Source organism: Nonomuraea sp. PA05 (assembly GCF_008086045.1).
Taxonomy (GTDB): domain Bacteria; phylum Actinomycetota; class Actinomycetes; order Streptosporangiales; family Streptosporangiaceae; genus Nonomuraea; species Nonomuraea monospora.
The window spans coordinates 223,111-239,920 of the sequence record NZ_VSEY01000011.1; the positions used below are offsets into that span (position 1 = coordinate 223,111).

The 16,810-nt window shown below is 71.5% G+C and carries 12 protein-coding genes; 3 read left to right on the forward strand and 9 right to left on the reverse strand.

What is annotated here, in order from left to right; genetic code table 11:
- The first annotated feature begins 16 nt into the window (after positions 1-16).
- Entirely contained in the window at positions 17-937 is a 921-nt protein-coding gene (locus tag FXF51_RS19570) for a carbohydrate kinase family protein (RefSeq protein ID WP_148435928.1), read from the forward strand.
- A 21-nt stretch (positions 938-958) separates the two neighbouring features.
- On the opposite strand, the gene rhaS is transcribed toward FXF51_RS19570, so the two are convergent.
- The 7 genes from rhaS to FXF51_RS19605 form a co-directional block, all read right to left on the reverse strand.
- Positions 959-2,023 (reverse strand): rhamnose ABC transporter substrate-binding protein, encoded by a 1,065-nt coding sequence (rhaS, locus tag FXF51_RS19575; RefSeq protein WP_148435929.1) that lies wholly within the window; start codon positions 2,021-2,023, stop codon positions 959-961.
- Positions 2,024-2,032: 9 nt separating this feature from the next.
- Complete coding sequence (locus tag FXF51_RS19580) at positions 2,033-3,031, reverse strand: ABC transporter permease (RefSeq protein ID WP_148435930.1); 999 nt, start codon at positions 3,029-3,031, stop codon at positions 2,033-2,035.
- Between the two features lie 26 nt (positions 3,032-3,057).
- Positions 3,058-4,083, reverse strand: coding sequence for an ABC transporter permease (locus tag FXF51_RS19585; protein WP_148435931.1), 1,026 nt, complete (start codon positions 4,081-4,083; stop codon positions 3,058-3,060).
- Positions 4,080-5,588: a sugar ABC transporter ATP-binding protein gene (locus tag FXF51_RS19590; protein ID WP_148435932.1), complete on the reverse strand. Its 1,509-nt coding sequence runs from the start codon at positions 5,586-5,588 to the stop codon at positions 4,080-4,082. The genes FXF51_RS19585 and FXF51_RS19590 overlap by 4 nt, the downstream gene beginning before the upstream one ends.
- A 191-nt stretch (positions 5,589-5,779) precedes the next feature.
- The gene (locus FXF51_RS19595; protein WP_148435933.1) at positions 5,780-10,054 is read right to left on the reverse strand and encodes a TIGR02680 family protein; all 4,275 of its coding nucleotides are present in this window, start codon (positions 10,052-10,054) and stop codon (positions 5,780-5,782) included.
- Complete coding sequence (locus FXF51_RS19600; RefSeq protein ID WP_148435934.1) at positions 10,051-11,286, reverse strand: TIGR02678 family protein; 1,236 nt, start codon at positions 11,284-11,286, stop codon at positions 10,051-10,053. Before FXF51_RS19600 ends, FXF51_RS19595 begins: the two co-directional genes overlap by 4 nt.
- Entirely contained in the window at positions 11,283-12,968 is a 1,686-nt protein-coding gene (locus FXF51_RS19605) for a TIGR02677 family protein (protein ID WP_222871359.1), read from the reverse strand. The genes FXF51_RS19600 and FXF51_RS19605 overlap by 4 nt, the downstream gene beginning before the upstream one ends.
- A 143-nt stretch (positions 12,969-13,111) precedes the next feature.
- On the opposite strand from FXF51_RS19605, the gene FXF51_RS19610 reads away from it, so the two are divergent.
- Positions 13,112-13,531, forward strand: coding sequence for an SRPBCC family protein (locus FXF51_RS19610; protein ID WP_148435935.1), 420 nt, complete (start codon positions 13,112-13,114; stop codon positions 13,529-13,531).
- 55 nt (positions 13,532-13,586) lie between these two features.
- Here FXF51_RS19610 and FXF51_RS19615 read toward each other — a convergent pair whose 3' ends face one another.
- Entirely contained in the window at positions 13,587-14,468 is an 882-nt protein-coding gene (locus FXF51_RS19615; RefSeq protein WP_262379659.1) for a hypothetical protein, read from the reverse strand.
- A 278-nt stretch (positions 14,469-14,746) separates the two neighbouring features.
- Positions 14,747-15,115 (reverse strand): hypothetical protein, encoded by a 369-nt coding sequence (locus FXF51_RS19620; protein WP_148435936.1) that lies wholly within the window; start codon positions 15,113-15,115, stop codon positions 14,747-14,749.
- Between the two features lie 194 nt (positions 15,116-15,309).
- On the opposite strand from FXF51_RS19620, the gene FXF51_RS19625 reads away from it, so the two are divergent.
- Complete coding sequence (locus FXF51_RS19625; RefSeq protein WP_148435937.1) at positions 15,310-16,683, forward strand: alpha/beta hydrolase; 1,374 nt, start codon at positions 15,310-15,312, stop codon at positions 16,681-16,683.
- The last annotated feature ends 127 nt before the right edge of the window (positions 16,684-16,810 follow it).

Here is a 16,810-nt window from a genome sequence, read left to right on the forward strand (position 1 = left end):
CGGAGAGGCTCGCTCGATGATCGCTGTGCTGGGCGAGTGCGTCGCCGACACCTTCACCGGCCAGCCCGCGGCGGGCTCCGCCGAGCTGGTGCTGCGGGCGCTGCCCGGTGGCGGCCCGGCCAACACGGCGGTGGCGCTGGCGCGGCTCGGCACGCGGGCCCTCTTCCTCGGCCGGCTCTCGAACGACGTCTTCGGCGCGCTGTTCCGCGAGCGCCTGTCGTCCTCCGGCGTCGACCTGTCCGCCTGCGTCGAGGCCGCTGAGCCCAGCACGCTCGCGGTCGCCGCCCTCGACGAGCAGGGCAGGGCCGGCTACACCTTCTACGCCACGGGAACGGCCGACTGGCAGTGGACGCCCGGCGAGCTGGGCCCGGCCCGCATGAGCGGAGCGTCCTGCCTGCACACCGGCTCGCTCGCGCTGGTCAAGGAGCCGGGCAGGGAGGCGGTGGAGGAGTTCGCCAGGGCCGCGTCGGCGCACGCCACGGTCTCGATCGACCCGAACGTGCGTCCCAGCCTGGCCGGGAAGGACGACTACCGGGTGGAGCGGTGGTGCGCGTTCGCCGACGTCCTGAAGCTGAGCGACGACGACCTCGCCTTCCTGCTGCCCGGGGTGCCGCCCGAGCAGGCGTGCGACCGCTGGCACGCGGCCGGCGCCAGGCTCGTCGTCGTCACCATGGGCGCGGCGGGGGCGCTGGTGTCGCTGGACGGCGAGCGGGCCACGGTGGCCGCGCCGCCGGTGAAGGTCGCGGACACGGTGGGCGCGGGCGACGCGTTCACGGCCGGGCTGCTGCACGACCTGGAGGCGCGGGGCCTGCTCGGGGGGCGGCTGGACGGGCTCGGGCTGGAGACGGTGGTGGCGGCGGCCGAGTACGCGGCCCGGGTGTCGGCGCTGACCTGCTCGGTCCCTGGCGCCGACCCGCCCTGGGCGCACCAGCTCTGAGCCCAGGGCGGGGGTCGGCGGTCAGAAGTCGAAGTCGTCGATGTTGTCCTTGGTGAACTCGAACGGGTCGCCGAGCAGCACGGTGCCGTCCTTGCCGACGGTGTACTCGCCCAGCTTGCCCGCGGTGAACTTGTCGCCCTCCTTGCCGGTGATCATGCCGGAGGCCAGCGCGCCGCCGGTGTAGGCGGCCAGGTAGCCCAGGTCGGACGGGTTCCACAGGGCGAACGACTTGACCGTGTCGTTCTTGACGTACTCGCGCATCTGGTTCGGCGTGCCGAGCCCGGTGAGCTGCACCTTGCCCTTGTACTCGGAGGTGGACAGGTAGCGGGCCGCCGCGGCGACGCCGACCGTGGTGGGCGAGATGATGCCCTTGAGGTTGGGGTGCTTGGCGAGCAGGCCCTGCGTCTCCTGGAAGGACTTCTGGTCGTCGTCGTCGCCGTAGACGGTGTCGACCAGCTTGAGCTTGGCGTTCTCCGGCTTGGCCAGCTCGGTCTTCATCATCTCGATCCAGGCGTTCTGGTTGGTCGCGTTCGCCGTCGCCGACAGGATCGCGATCTCGCCGCCGTCCGGGCCGACCGCCTCGGAGATCAGCTTGATCTGGGAGGCGGCGATGCCCTCGGCGCTGGCCTGGTTGATGAAGGCGTCGCGGCAGGACGGGTTGGTGTCGGAGTCGTAGGTGACGACCTTGGCGCCGGCGGTGCGGGCCTCCTGCAGCGCGCCGCAGATGGCGTCCTTGTCGTTGGCCGAGACCACGATCACGTCGGTGCCCTGCTGCGACAGCGTGTTGATGTAGGACACCTGGGCCGACGGGCTGGCCTCCGACGGGCCGGTCTGGCTGTAGACGCCCTTGAACTCCTCCACCGCGACCTTGCCGCCCTTGTTGTCGGAGGCGTCGAAGTAGGGGTTGTTGACCTGCTTGGGCAGGAAGGCGATCTTCAGCCCCTCCTTGATGGTCTGGGCTCCGCCGCTCGCGGCCGGCTGGCCGGTGGGCGCGGCGGGCTCCTGACTGGCGCAACCGGAGACGGCGAGAGTGAAGGCGGTGAGCATCGCCAGGGCGGCGGCCCGGCCTCCTCGAATTCTTGACATGGTGTGTCCTCACTCCTGGGGCAGGGGGGTGGCGGGTCGTCGCCTGCGCCATCGTTCGCGCAGCATGCCGGCGACGTTGGGTCCCACGACGGAGACGATCAGCAGCGATCCGGTGATGATGGTGAGGGTGTTGGCCGGCACGTAGGCCAGTTGCAGCGCGTTGCGCAGGGTGCCGAGCAGGACGACCGCGGCGATCACGCCGAGCAGCCGGCCGCGCCCGCCGAAGATGGACACCCCGCCCAGCAGGACGGCGGCCACCACGGCCAACTCCAGGCCGTTGCCGTTGTCGGCGCGGGCGCTGGCGTAGCGCAGCGTCCAGAAGACGCCGGCCAGCGCCGACATGGCGCCGGTGGCGACGAACAGCCAGAACTTCGTGCGGGCCACGGAGATCCCGGTGAAGCGGGCGGCCTCGGCGTTGTTGCCCATCGCGTACAGGCCGCGGCCGATCGGGGTGGCGTGCAGCACCAGGCCGAACACGACGGCGAGCACCGCCACCACGATGATCATCCAGGGGATGGTCAGGCCGGGGATCGCGCCGATCGCGCCCGTCGTCCACTCCGGCGGGTAGTCGGCCACCGCTCGGTCGCCGAGCACCACGTACGCCAGGCCCCGGTAGAGGGCGAGCGTGCCGATCGTGACGGCCAGCGACGGCAGCCCGAACGCGGTCACGAACACCCCGTTGACCGCGCCGAGCAGCGCGCCGAGCAGCAGCGCGACGGCGATCAGCACCGGCAGCGACGAGATCCCCCACAGCCACAGCTGGCCCATCACGGTGCAGGTCAGGCCGAGGATGCTGGCCACCGACAGGTCGATCTCGCCGGTGATCACCACCAGGGTCATGGGCAGCGCGATCAGCGCGATCGGGATGACCTCCAGCGTGACGAACCGCCAGAAGCGCGGGCTGGCCACCCCCTCGATGCTGATCGCGCCCACCATGACGACCAGGGCCACCGCCACCAGCAGGGCGGCGTCCCACGAGCCGACGAGCGACCGCATCCGCTCAGCCATGGCCGTTCCCTCCGCTCAAGGATCGCTCAGCCATGACCGTTCCTTCCTCTCAAGGACCGGGCGAGCCGGACCGCCAGCGCCCGGTCGAGGCCGATCGCGGCCAGGATCAGCGCCCCCACGGCGGCCCGCTGCCAGAACGGGCTCACCCCCAGCACCGGCAGCGCACTGCTGATCGTGGTCAGCAGCACCGCGCCGAGCGCCGCGCCGTAGACCGAACCGCTGCCGCCGAAGATGGCCACCCCGCCGACCACCACCGCCGCCACCACGTTCAGCTCGAAGCCGTTGCCCGCGTTGGCGTCCAGCGTGCCGAACCGGGCCGCGTACAACACCCCGGCCAGCCCGGCCAGCGCGCCGCTGGCGACGAACGCGGCGAACACCCGCCTGCCGACAGGGATGCCGGCCAGCCGCGCGGCGGCCGGGCTGGAGCCGATCGCGTACAGCTCCCGCCCGCTGCGGTAACTACGCAGGTAGAAGCCCGCCAGCGCCAGCACCACCACCGCGAACAACGCCAGCACCGGCACACCCAGCACCGTGGCGCTGCCCATCCGCAGAAAACCCGGCGGCATGTCCGCGGCGTTGATCTGCCTGCCCGTGGCCCACGTGTAGTCGATGCCGCGAAAGACGTACAAGGTGCCGAGCGTCACCACGAGCGCGGGAACGCGGGCGGCGGCGATCAGCGCGCCGTTCACCGCACCGCAGGCGGCGCCGAGCAGCACCCCGAGCGCCAGCGCCACCGGGACGGGCAGCCCCGGGTTCGACACGAACAGGCTGCCCGTCGCGAACGCCGACAGGCCCAGCACCGACCCCACCGACAGATCCACGTTCCGGGTGATCACCACGATGCTCTGACCGACCGCCAGCACCGCCAGGATGGTCGAGCCGAGCAACAGGTCCTTGACCCCCTGGGCGGTCAGGAAACGCGGGTTGACCAGCACCGTCACACCGACGAGCAGCACCAGCGCGACCGCGATGCCCAGCTCTCTGATCACGAACAGGCGATGCACCAGCCGGGTGCCCTCCCTGGCCCCGTCGAGCACGCCGACCGCCGTCATCCGGCACCGCCGCCCTGACCGGTGGCGGCGAGCATCACCGACTCCTCATCCGCCCGCGTACGGGGGATGTCGGCGACCAGCCGGCCCTCGTGCATCACCAGCACCCGATCGGCCATGCCGAGCACCTCGGGCAGCTCACTGGAGATCATCAGCACGGCGACGCCCTGCCCGGCCAGCTCCGACAACAGCCGATGCACCTCCGCCTTGGTGCCCACGTCGATGCCGCGCGTGGGCTCGTCCACGATCAGCACCCGCGGCTGCGTCGAGAGCCACTTGGCCAGCACCACCTTCTGCTGGTTGCCGCCCGACAGCGTCGAGACGGGATCGGTCAGCCGGGCCGTCTTGACCCGCAGCCGCTCGCTCCACTCGCGGGCCGCCGCGCGCTCGCCGCCGCCGAACAGCAGCCCGAGCCTGCTCAGCGGCCAGCGCCGGGTGAGGGTGGCGTTGCGTTCCACCGACAGCTCCATGACCAGGCCCTGCTGGCGGCGGTCCTCGGGGACGAGCGCCAGCCCGGCGGCGATGGCCGCGGCCGTGTCGCCCTTCGCCAGCCGTTCGCCGTCGACCAGCACCTCGCCCTCGTCGTAGCGATCGACGCCGAACACGGCGCGCGCCACCTCGCTGCGCCCGGCTCCCACCAGCCCGGCCAGCGCCACGATCTCGCCACCGCGCACCGTGAACCCCACTCCGGCGAACACGCCGTGCCGCGTCAGTCCCTTGACCTCCAGCCGCGGCTCTCCCGCCGTCGTGTCGGCCTTCGGATACAGGGACGACACTTCGCGGCCGACCATCCTCCTGACCAGCTCGTCCACCGTCAGATCGGCGGCCAGGCCGGTGGAGACCCAGCGGCCGTCCCGCATGACCGTGACGCGCTGGCACAGCGCGAAGATCTCGTCGAAGCGGTGGGAGATGAACAGCACCGCCGCGCCGGCCTGCTTGAGCGACTCCACGACGGAGAACAGCCGATCGACCTCCACCCCCGACAGCGCGGCGGTCGGCTCGTCCATGATCAGGATGCGCGCGTCGAACGCCAGCGCCTTGGCGATCTCCACGAGCTGCTGGTCGGCGATGGACAGCCCGCGGGCGGGGCGGGCGGGGTCGAGGTGGATGCCGAGCCTGCCGAACAACTCGGCCGTGGCCTCGCGCATGGCCCTGGCGTCGATGCGGCGCAGGGCGCGCAGGGGCTGGCGGCTCATGAAGATGTTCTCGGCCACGGACAGGTCGGGGAACAAGGTGGGTTCCTGATAGATGACCGCGATGCCGGCGGCCTGGGCGTCCCCGGGGCCGGTGGGTCTCAGCTCCTTTCCGTCCACCGTCAATGTGCCGGCGTCCGCGGGATGGGCGCCCGCCAGGATCTTCACCAAGGTCGACTTGCCGGCGCCGTTCTCGCCCACCAGGCCGTGGGCCTCGCCGGGCCAAAGGTCCAGCCGCACGTCCTGGAGTGCTCGTACGGCGCCGAAAGACTTGCTCACGTCACGTAGCGAAAGGACGGGAGGTGGTTCACTCATGTGCCCTCCGACAAACGTTTCGGCAAAACGTTTTAAGGTGTCCAGAACGTAAAACGGGGGCGTGTAACGTGTCAATGATGGCAAGCGCTTACCGGGCAGGCGAAATCGGCCCTTGACGCCCTGACCGGGCAACGCATAGGTTGGCGACTTGGGGGAAATTCTTAAATCGATTTATCTCCCAGTCGCCGCGCTCACTCGGCGGGGACCGTACGGTAACCGTTCCACACGAACCGGGCCGTCGTGACCGCCTCGTCCCCGTCACCCGTGATGAGCTGGTGGATCGCGATCCCGTCCAGCTCGCGGTACTCGCACCACTCGTGGTCCGACGTCAGCACCAGATCCAGCCCCAGATCCACCAGCAGGTCGAACACCTGCCCCCGGTTCGTCCTGTCCACCCCCACGAACACCTCGTCGAGCAGGATGAACCGCGGGCACCCCGGATCGGTCTGGTAGTGCGCGGCCACCGCGGCGAACAGCGGCAGATGCAGCGCGATCGCCTTCTCCCCGCCCGACAGCGCGCCGTGCAGCTTCCTCGTCAGGTCCTGCCAGCCCTGCCCGTCGCCCCGGTCCAGCCTGACCGTGAACCGGTGCCAGGAGGTGTAGTCGAGCACCTTCATGAGCTGGTCCTCCCAGCTCGCGGAGGAGTTGCCTGCCCGCGCCTCCTCCACCCGGTCCCTGAAGAACGCGTACAGCGCGTCCCTGTCGGCTTCCGTCAGCCCGGCCGGGTCGCGCAGCAGCAGGTCACGGGCCGCGCGCGTGCCGGGCGACTGCGTCGGATCGACCTGCCACACCAGCCGCACCGCCACCCTCGACGCGGTGCGGACCCGCTCCAGGCGCTGGTTCATGCCCTCCACCAGGGCCGCCGCCTGCTTGATGCGGTCGGCCAGATGCCGCCGCGTGTCACCGGCCAGCGTCCGGTCGAACAGGTCCCGCTCCGCCTCCGTGATGTCGGAACGCCGCTCGTCCCGCTCCCTGCGCAGCGCCTCTCCGAGCGCCGCCGCCCCCGCCCGCACGCCGTTCACGGTGGCGGTCAGCACCCGCACGTCGTCGTCCGGCGCCAGCTCCAGATCCGCCCGGCCCGCCAGCACCTCCCTGGCGTGGTGGAAGGCGTCCTGCAGCCGCGCCTCCGCCTCCCTGACGCTCTTGTGCTCGTACGGGACGGACGCGAGCTGCTCCGCCACCGACCCGGCCGCCTCCAGCACGGCCCGCACCCCGGCCTCGGCCGGCAGCTCGACGGTCACCTCCGCGTCCGCCGGCAGGTGCCCGGCCGCCAGGCGGCGGAACCTGTCGGACACCTCGTCGCGCGTCCGGCCCGCTTCCGCGTGCTTGTCCTGGGCTGTGTCCAGCTCGCCGCGGAGCTGGCCCAGCCTGGCGTTGAGGCGGGCCAGGTCGTTGTTGACCGACTTGATGAGGCGGCGGCAGGCTCGGTAGGCGTGCTGGGTCCGCTGGAGGCGGTCCAGGACGTCCTGCTGCCCGGCTCCGCCCGCCGCCGTTTCGGCCGCCGACCCGCTCACCGGTTCGTCCGCCGTTCTGATCGCGGACACCGGTTCGCCCGCCGTTCTGATCGCCGACTCGACCGCGGCCAGTCGCTCCGCCAGCACCACGGCGGCGGACGCGGCCTCCTCGGCACGCTCGACGGCCTCGATGGCGACCTGCTCGTACCCGGCGGCGGCCTCGGCCGCCAGGGCGGCGCGTTCCCGGGCGGCGCGGGCGTCGGCGCGGCGGTCGTGCCAGACGGTGCCGGTCGTCTCGGCCGTGCGCAGCGCCTCCTCCAGGTTGTCCAGCGCGGACGGCGACGCGGGCAGCGCGTGACGGTCGGCCAGCTCCGTGAGGCGGCGCAACGACCTGGCGACGTCCTGCTCCCGCTCGTGCAGCCGCTCCTCGCCCGCCCTGAGCCGATCCTCCAGCAGCGCGACCCGCTGCACCGCGCCGTCGAGCGCCTCGACCGCCTCCGCGTACGGCCTCCTGTCGGGCCTGCGCCGCAGCTCGGCCGCCAGCGTGTCGCGCCCGGCGTCCACCACGGCGAGCAGGTGGTCGCACTCGGCGATCCGCCCCGCCAGCTCGCCCAGCCGGTCGTCCAGCTCGGCGACGCGCCGGCGGCGGGCCCGCTCCCGCGCGGTGGCGCCGATGTACGACGGCTCCGGCTTCACCCACCGGCCGGCCGCCGGGCCCAGCCGCCAGGTGCCGTCGGCGCCGACGACGGCCGGATGGTCGACGCCGGTCGCCGTCGGCGCGAACGCGATCCCGGCCAGGATGTTGTCGGCCACCACCGGCGAGTCGGTCTCGGTCAGCAACACGTGCGCCAGGCTGTAGCCGGGGGCGGGCCTGGACAGCGCCGCCATCGCGAACGCGTCGTGCTCCCCCGGATCGCACCCGCCGTCGAGCCGCAGCCACAGGTCCAGCAGCCCCGACGCCTCCAGCGCCGCCTCCACCCCGGCCTGCGCCACCGGGTCCAGCCCGGACCTGAACGACACGGCCCGCCACAACGGCGTGCCCGGACGTCCCTGCCTGGCGGCGGTGCCGCGGGTGTGGGGGGCGGGCGGCTCCAGCACCGTCCGGTCGTCCAGGCTCTCCCGCTGCCCGGCCAGCTCGGACCGCTCGGCCGCCAGCCGCTCCCGCAGCGCCGTCACGTGCTGCTCGCGGGACGTCAGCTCGACGGCGGCCATCGTACGGGCCGTGCCGACCAGCTCGTCCGCCCGCTCGAAGTCGTCGGCCAGGCCCGCCAGCGCGGCGGGGACCAGTTGGAGCTGCGTGCAGCCCGCCGCCCAGTCGGCCAGCCCCGCGGCCAGGTCGCGGGCCCGGTCGTCGCGCAGGCGGGCCGCTCGGGTGGTGGTGTCCTGGGCTGTGACCAGGTCTTCCCTGGCCTGGTCACGATCTTGCTCTGCGGTGGTGCGGCGGGAGATCGTTTCCGCGTGGTGGGAGGTGAGGGCTCTGAGGTCCTTGATCTGGGCGGCCCGGCTGGTCACCGCGGCTCTCAGGAGGTCGCGCGATCTTCGGACGGCGGGCTCGCTGTCCCGGACGACGGGCTCACTGTCCCGGACGACGGGCTCACTGTCCCGGACGACGGGCTCACTGTCCCGGACGACGGGCTCACTGTCCCGGACGGCGCCATCGTGCTCCCCCATGCCGGCGGGCGCCCGTCCCGTGCCCGCGCGTTCCGTGCCCGCGCGTTCCGTGCCCGCGCGTTCCGTGCCCGCGCGTTCCGTCTCCTCGTGCACGGTGAGCAGCCCCGCCCGTTCGGCCGCGTGCCGGGCGTCGGCGCGGGCGCGCTCGGCGAGCGCCTCCGCCGTCCGGGCGCCGGCGGCGGCGAGGGCCGCCAGCTCCTGCTTGCCCGTCACGGCCCGCGCCGCCTGCCCCGCCTGATCGCGCATGCGGCCCGCCACCTCGTGCGCCGCCTGGGCCTCGGCACGGAGCCGGTGCAGCTCACCACCCGCCCGATACGCCCCGCTCTCCTTCAGCCCGTCGATCTGCGCAGCCAGGGCCAGCTCCTGCGCCTCCTCCTCCCCCAGCCGCACGGTCGTCGCGTCGAGCTCCCGTTCGGCCTCCTTGAGCGCCTCCCGCCTGCCCTTGACCTCGGCCGCCAGCGACTCCACCGCCTGCCCTGCGCGGACCACGGCCTCGGCGGCGGCGCGCAGCACCCGCCGGGCATACCCGCGCTGCCGCCCCACGAGCCGACCGGCCTCCTCCACGTCGCGGTCGAGCAGCCGCAGCTCCTCCCGCCGCCGGTCGAGCCGCTCGAACCCTTCGGCGATCTCGTGGATCTCGCCCTCCCCGAGCGGCGGCAGCGCGCTCGACAGCAGCTCCGACAGCAGCCCGGGATCGAGGCGTTCGGACAGCTTGGGCGTGCGAAGCTGCCGCAGCGCGGTCAGCAGCGAGTCGTAGCGCTGCTCGTTGAGCTGCCGGTAGAGCGTCCGGCGCACGACGGCGCGGTAGGACTCGGCCGTCTCGTGCACCTCGCCGGACGTGCCGAGCTCGTCCACGAGCTGCGCCCTGGTGAGCGGCTGCCCCACCTCGCCGGTGAGCCGGACGCCGTCGGTCGTGTCGACGCGCGCCTCGGTGGTGAAGTAGGCGGCGGTGACGTTCTTGGTGTGAACGGTGGCCTGCAGCCGCGCGCCGCACGTGAACCACCGGCCGTCGGAGTGCCGGAACTCCAGCCACACGTACCCGACGCGGGTGGTGCCGGAGGCGCCGTCGCCCATGAGGTTCCAGTGCATGGTGCGTTCGGTGCCGCCGAACGTGGACAGCCTGCTCGGCTTGAGGCTGGCGTCCAGCACGAACGGCAGCAGCAGCTCCAGCACCTTGGACTTGCCGCTGCCGTTGGGCCCGCGCAGCAGCAGCCTGCCCCGGTGGAACTCGAACACCTCGTCGTAGTAGCGCCACACGTTCACGATTCCCGCCCGTACCGGGGTCCAGCGGGCGTCCACGCCCTGCGCGGCACGCGGCACGGCGAGCTCGGTGACTGTCACGAATCCTCCTGTACGGCGCGTTCGACCCGATAACGGGCCGCGGCGGGCAGGGCGGCGACCTGTTCGCCACTCCGGCGGGCCAGCCCGAACTGCGTGAGCACCTCCAGCGCGTCGGCGGCCAGCCTGGGGCCGCCCCCGTCCGACTGGTACGCCTTGGCCCACTGCGGGAACTGGCGCAGCAGCCTGGCCGCCTCGGCGTCGAGCCGCTCGGCGGTGACGGGACCGGAGGTGACGAGCAGGTCGAGCATGAGCAGGGCGGCCACCTTGGCGTGGCTGCCGTCGTCGGGGAACCTCGTGTCGGTGGCGATGGCGTCGGGGTCCACCAGCAGGAACCCCTCGGCCCGCTCCTCCAGCACGAACCCGGCCTCCTCGGCGGCCCGCCGCAGCAACTGGCGGCCGGTCAACGAGGCGGCGTAGGCGGACTGGGCGGGGGTGAGGTCGGCGGCGTAGACGACGGGCTCGTCGAGGAGGCGGCGGATGAGGGAGTGGCGGGTCCACAGGTTGCGCTGGGTGTCGGTCGGCTCGCCGCCGCCGCCGTACCTGGCTTCGGTGGTGAGCTCCTCCAGCACACCCGCGCCACCGCCCCCCATCGCATCGAACGGGGGAGCTTCCGCGGACACCCTGGAGGGCGGGACCGGCGCGGCCAGCAGCCGGATCACCCGTACCGTGTCGACCCGGTAGAGCACCTTGGCCTCCCCGTCACCCAGGTAGGCGTCGGTGTCCCCGTCCATCGCGGTCAGCGCCCCGTAGTGCTCCAGCAGTTTCAGCGCGTCCACGAAGGCGGCCCGCTCCTCGTTCCTGACCGGGTCGAACGCGGGCACGTCCGGCTCCACCGCCGCCGCCTGCGCGACCCGCTGGGCCAGCATCCCGATCGTCGTCACCGGCGAGGTGAGCAGCTCGGCGGCGCACAGGCACAGCAGCGTGTACCGGCGGCGGTCGAACGGCGCGCGGGTCGTGCGGCGGCGCCGCGCGGGCCTGGCCGCCGTCGCCGTGCGCGCGCCGGGCGGGCCGATCTTGACCAGCCGCGCGTACCCCTGGCGCGGCTCCACGACCAGCCGCCAGCCGCAGAAGTAGTCGAACCACTGGATCAGCGGGCCGCGCCGCTTCCTGATCAGGTCGAACGCGGCGGGGTCGTCGTGCGCTGAGATCAGCGGGCGGCCGAGGAGCGTCCTGATCGCGCGGGCGATCTCCTCCTTCTCGGCTCGCACGAGCTGGTTGGCCAGGCTGCTCATGCCCCCGCCACCCTTGCGCGCAGCCCCGGGTCATCACCCGCGGCCCTTCCACGCAGCCCCGAATCGTCGAGCGTCAGCCGCCCGCCGGCCTCGGGTTCGCCGAGCGGCGCCCGCCCTCGAAACCCGAGCTCGCCGGCCACGGCCCGCCCCCGGAGCCCGGCCTCGCCGAGTGTCCGCACGTCGATGAGGTAGTCGGCCGCCCGAAACCACCCCTCCGGCGTACGCAACACGGCCACCGCACCGTCGTCCGGCGCCCGCAGCACGATCTCCACCCGCCCGTCCGAGGTGACCGCCCGCCGGAACCCGGTCGAGTCGGGCCGCTCGGCCAGCGCCCGCCCGAGCAGGTCGAGCAGCCGCCCGAACGTGTCATGATCCAGCTTGCCGAGCTGCGACAACCGCATCGCGCCCGTCGTCGCCAGCGCCGACCAGGCGGCCTCCAGCTCGGCCCGCTCCTTCTCCGCCCGCTCCCTGCGCTCCGCCTTCAGCGCGGCCACGTCCCGCACCTTGCCCGTGCGTCCCATCCGTTCCGTGCGCCCGCGCGAGCGCAGCAGCGCCGACACCTCGACCGGCTCGGCCTCCGCCCACGGCACCCCGGCCGGGATGAGCTCGGCGTCGGCGTGCCCCAGGTGCGCGTGCCTGGCCGAGCCGAGCCCGAACGCCGCGTCCCACAGCCGGTGCGCGTCGTCCTCGCCGGGCGCGGTGGCGAACCAGCGGGCCAGCGTACGGAAGTCGGCGGCGGCGCTGGACGAACGGCGGCGCGAGTCGGTGATCCGGTCCAGCACCTGCAGCAACGACACGATGGCCCGCCGCGCCACGTCATGCAGCCGCCGCACCCTCGGCACGCTCCCGTCCTCGGGCGCGAACCACGCCCGCAGCGCCTCCCACCGTTCGGCACGCACCGCCAGCCAGGGCGTGGCGCGGTCGGCGCCGGGCACCTTCGGCAGGTCGGCGCCGTCGAGCGCGCGGGCGTGCAGCACGGCGGCGCCGTGGCCGGCCACGGCCTTTAGCGCGGCGGCGATCGCCTCGGCCCGCTGCTCCAGGTTAGTCACGAACTCCTGAAGGTAGGCCACCGTCGCGGCCTTGACCTCATGAAACGTCGCCAGCTCCGAACCTGCGCCCTCGACCCGCAGCAGCCGCTGCAACTCCCCGTTGAACCGCCCTGTCCCGGCCCGCAGCCCGTCGAGATGCCCTTCCAGCTCCCCCAAACAGGTGAAGATCCGCCGGTTCCGCCCGGGATCCGGGTCACGCAACAGCCTGCCCAGCTCCCCCAGCCGGTCCGCGATCGCGTCCAGCACCGCCGTTTGCAACGCTCCAAACGACGACAGGGCCGCCACCGCATGCCGAACCCCGGCATACGCCGCCTGCCCTCGCCGGGTCAGCGCGTACTGCAGGTTCCTGCGCTCGTACTCCTCCGCGGTGGCGAAGCTCCCCGCGTGATTGAAGATCACGTCCAGCAGCCCCCAGCCCGCGAGCTGCCTGAGCGTCCCGGCCAGATCCTGTTCCGAGACCGGCCCGTACCATCCGGCCGAGCGCAGCCGCTCGCGCACCTCGTCCACCGTCAGCGCCGTCTCGAACCGCTCGTCGGCCTCGCCGAACGCGTGGAGGACCGCGGTGTGCAGGTCTGCCCGCTCGGTGCTGGTGAACCGGAACATTTCCGGCGGCATCCGTGGCGGCTCCGCCATCGCCCCGCTCTCCCTCCGCCGCACGATGATTACCCTGCGCACGCAACCGTAGCGGGAGACACCCACGGGACGACCGCTGTTTGCGAGCAGATCACAGGGGTACGGCGCTGGCATTGGAACTCAGGTGCCTGTTGGGGGACGGTATGGCGGAGTTCGAGGCGACCCGCGGGATGCCGGCGGAGAGCACGGTGGTGTTCGGGGTCGCGTCCGATGTGGACATCATGGATCGGTGGCTGCCACAGGGGCTGTCGGTCCACGACAGCGGCCCCGGCACGGTGGAGGCCGACGGCGCCCTGGTGCCGGGAAGCGGGAAGCACGAAGGGCTCTTCCGGGCTTCCGAGGAGCAGCTCCGGGTGGAGTGGGGCGGGCGCGATCATCCCGACTACTCCGGGTGGCTGCAGGTGGCGGATTCGGCCGCCGGGACCAGCGAGGTGACCGTGCACATCAGCCTGCTGGACGAGGCTGAGTCAGGGGCTCGGGCCGAGGAGGTGCGGGAGCTGCTGGATCGGTCGTTGGATCAGCTGGCGGACGAGGTGGGGCGTCGGGTGTCCGACGCGGGCTGACGCGATACGAAGAGATGCCCACGGAGGCGTGGGCATCTCTCACCGTTCGATGTTGTCAGTCCAGCTCGTGAAACAGGTTCTCAGACGTCTTGGCAGTCGCTGCGCGCCGGATCCAGGCTTCGAGCAGAGCGAGGTCGGTGCAGGCGGTGAGCTCGGCGCGAAGGTCGTCGGCAATGAGGAAGCCGCGGGCCTCCAGCACGAGAAGCAGCGCTCGGGAGGCCTCTTGTGCCTTGCCTTTCGCCTCGCCTTCTTCGACACCGCGGCCGAAGTGCTCACGAGCGAACGGGCTGTAGACCGGCCAGTCAGTCGACGCCATGATCTCCTCCAAGAGACGCCGGACCTCGGGACCAGCGATGCTGTAGGCGTATTCATTGTACTTCGTAGCGTGTTCATCGTCCGCGTGTCGCAGCGCTGACGTGAAGGCCTCCACCACCTTGCGATCCCGCCCGTGAGCCATGACTGACATGGCTGCGAGGTCCAGGCGGGCGGCGGCTTCTTGCGGATTCGTGAAGGCCGGAACATCGTCCGGCCCCAGCACATAGGGCTGTGGCCGGTAGCCGAGCAAGTCGGTGTCGATGGGCTGCGCATAGAAGGCCGCGTCCGCGCGATCGGGGCAGATCACCAGCACAGAGACCGGGCAGTCCAGCATCAGCCACAACGCGGCGGCGTAACGGGCCAGTTGCCGGGGGTTCTTGCCCTTGCCCTGCTGGACCTCCACGATGATGGCGTGCTCCGCCTCACCGTGCGGAGGCCCCATCGTGAGGACCAGGTCGGCTTCGATGTCGTCCGACTTGCGCGTGTTGAACGTGCGCTCCTCCTGCTGGACCCATGGGGTGTCGGGCAGTTGCACGCCTATGAGGTCGCGCAGGATCTCAACTGCCAATTGGGGACGCTCGCTGATCATCTTGACCAGCGCGTCATGTCGGGGGGACGGCATGACACATATAGTAGCGCTAAGTTTACCTAACGTGATGATGCTTCGCTTACTCACTGCTGCGTCAAGTTCCCGTGCCCGCCACGACCGGGAGAGCGCGAGAGGGCTGGAAAGCCCTCTCGCCCCGGGGCTCGTGGCGGAGCCACGAGCCCGATGAGCACAGCCCGAGCCGAAGGCGAGGCCCACTCGGGGGGCGGGCTCCCAACGGCCAACCCGGTAAATGGGCAACGGGCGGGCTGGGTTTCAGGAGAACGCCCGAGCGATCAGCGAGGACCTCGCTTTCAGGCGTCTTCCCGATCAGGATTCTCCAGCCGGAAGAAGTTGCTCGGGTTACCGTCCTTGCGATGCTCCTGGTAGATGAAGTTCAGCCCTCGCTCGTCGAACGTCCTGAACCAGTCGTCCCAGGAGATCTCCTCGAGGTCTCCTCCTCCGTATCCGGGGAAGTCGAAGCGGAGCACCCCCGCCCGGCCGTCGTGTTCCGTTCCCGGCACCGTGGAGGGGCGGGCCTGGCGTTCTTCGGCCCATTGGCGGATGACGTCGTGGTCGGTGGTGATGAGGCTGCGGCCGGCGCGTTCTTCGTGCTCGTCCGTCGAGGTGACTTTCTGTTCGTACGGATGGTCCCCGCGCACCGGGCGATTCTGCTGCGACATGAGATCTCGACTCCCCCTGGGTCGGCGTACAACGTCCCCCACGTCGCTACCCTCGGAGAAACGCTTCTCGCGGTGGATCTGTTCCGGTTTGCATCAGGCAGGGACCAACGTCTATAAAGAACGGCGCAAGTGTTGCCAACGAATGTTCTTCTATGCGACGTCTTAGCAAAATCCTTGCGCCTGTTCTCGCAGGCTTGGTCACCGTCACCGGTCTCACCGGGGCGGCCGGGGCCGATGCGCCGGTCCGGCTCGATTCCTTCTACGGTCAGCGTCTGGCCTGGGCCGGATGCGGCAACGGGTACGAGTGCGCGAAAATGTCGGTACCGCTGGACTATGCGAAGCCCAGTGGCCGGAAAATAAAGATCAGCATGGTCCGGCTCCCGGCGACGGGAAAGAAGATCGGCTCGATCGTGCTCAATTTCGGCGGTCCCGGCGGGTCCGGCGTGGACGCGCTCAAGGCGAGCAAGGATGCCGTCTCGGCGGATGTCCGCGAGCGGTTCGACGTCGTGAGTTTCGATCCGCGCGGCGTCGGCGATTCATCGCCGGTGCGGTGTTTCGATACGCTGGATCTGGACGCGTATTTCGCGATCGATCCGACGCCCGACACCAAGGCCGAGGTCAAGAAAGCGGAAAACTGGGACAAGGTTTTCGCAAAGTACTGCACCGAGAACAGCGGCAAGGAACTGCTGGCCCATGTGGGCACGGAGGACTCCGCGCGCGACATGGACGTGATGCGCGACGCGCTGGGTGACGCCCGGCTGACGTACCTGGGTTTCTCCTACGGAACGTACCTGGGCGCCGTTTACGCGGACCTGTTCCCGAAGCGGATCCGGGCGATGGTGCTCGACGGCGCCGAGGACCCTTCGGAGAACGCCGGAGATCTCGGGGCCGACCAGGACGAAGGTTTCGACGTGGCGACGAAGTCGTTCCTGAAGGACTGCTTCAAGCGTTCCGGCTGCCCGTTCCGTAAGCACACCGTGGAGGGCGCGCAGGAGCAGCTCGACGAGCTGTACGCACGGGCCGACAGGTCGCCGCTGCGCAACGAGTACGACGGCCGCCAGGTCACCGAGGCGGTCGTGAGCGCCGCCGTGGACTACTCCATGTACGACGTCCGCAACTGGCCGAGGCTGCGCCAGGCGCTGACGGAGGCGTACCGGGGCGACGGCACGAAACTGCTGCTGCTGGCCGACGAGAGCAACGGGCGCCGGCCGGACGGCCGCTACGACAACAGCTTCGAGGCGCTCATGGCCATCAACTGCGTGGACCATCCCGAGGAGCCGTGCCCGAACTGGCCGGTCAAGGGCACCCGGTACCCGAAGAAGGTGGAGGCCAAGGACTCGCCGCCGATCGTGGTGGTGGGCACGACGCGGGACCCGGCGACGCCGTACAAGCTGGCCCAGTCGCTGGCCGGGCAGCTCGCGCACGGCGTGCTGCTCACGAACGACGCCGACGGGCACACCGGGTACGGCCGCGGGTCGGCCTGTCTGGACCGCAAGGTGGACCAGTACCTGATCACGGCGACCGCGCCCAAGGCGGGGACCTGCCGCGATCCGCACCCCAAGGCCTGACAACCCGAACCTCAGGCCTGACGACCCCGGGAACCACCAGTCCCGCACCTCGGCGAGGTGTGGGACTGGTGGTTTTCGGGTCAACCCCGGCCCTGCCTGCGTGGTGACCGAAGCAGCTCCGGGAGAG

Bases quoted from the DNA above. Each gene is read 5' to 3' on its own strand.
- FXF51_RS19570 (WP_148435928.1), top strand. From the start codon at position 17: ATGATCGCTGTGCTGGGCGAGTGCGTCGCCGACACCTTCACCGGCCAG.
- rhaS (WP_148435929.1), bottom strand. From the start codon at position 2,023: ATGTCAAGAATTCGAGGAGGCCGGGCCGCCGCCCTGGCGATGCTCACC.
- FXF51_RS19580 (WP_148435930.1), bottom strand. From the start codon at position 3,031: ATGGCTGAGCGGATGCGGTCGCTCGTCGGCTCGTGGGACGCCGCCCTG.
- FXF51_RS19585 (WP_148435931.1), bottom strand. From the start codon at position 4,083: ATGACGGCGGTCGGCGTGCTCGACGGGGCCAGGGAGGGCACCCGGCTG.
- FXF51_RS19590 (WP_148435932.1), bottom strand. From the start codon at position 5,588: ATGAGTGAACCACCTCCCGTCCTTTCGCTACGTGACGTGAGCAAGTCT.
- FXF51_RS19600 (WP_148435934.1), bottom strand. From the start codon at position 11,286: ATGAGCAGCCTGGCCAACCAGCTCGTGCGAGCCGAGAAGGAGGAGATC.
- FXF51_RS19605 (WP_222871359.1), bottom strand. From the start codon at position 12,968: ATGGCGGAGCCGCCACGGATGCCGCCGGAAATGTTCCGGTTCACCAGC.
- FXF51_RS19610 (WP_148435935.1), top strand. From the start codon at position 13,112: ATGGCGGAGTTCGAGGCGACCCGCGGGATGCCGGCGGAGAGCACGGTG.
- FXF51_RS19615 (WP_262379659.1), bottom strand. From the start codon at position 14,468: ATGCCGTCCCCCCGACATGACGCGCTGGTCAAGATGATCAGCGAGCGT.
- FXF51_RS19620 (WP_148435936.1), bottom strand. From the start codon at position 15,115: ATGTCGCAGCAGAATCGCCCGGTGCGCGGGGACCATCCGTACGAACAG.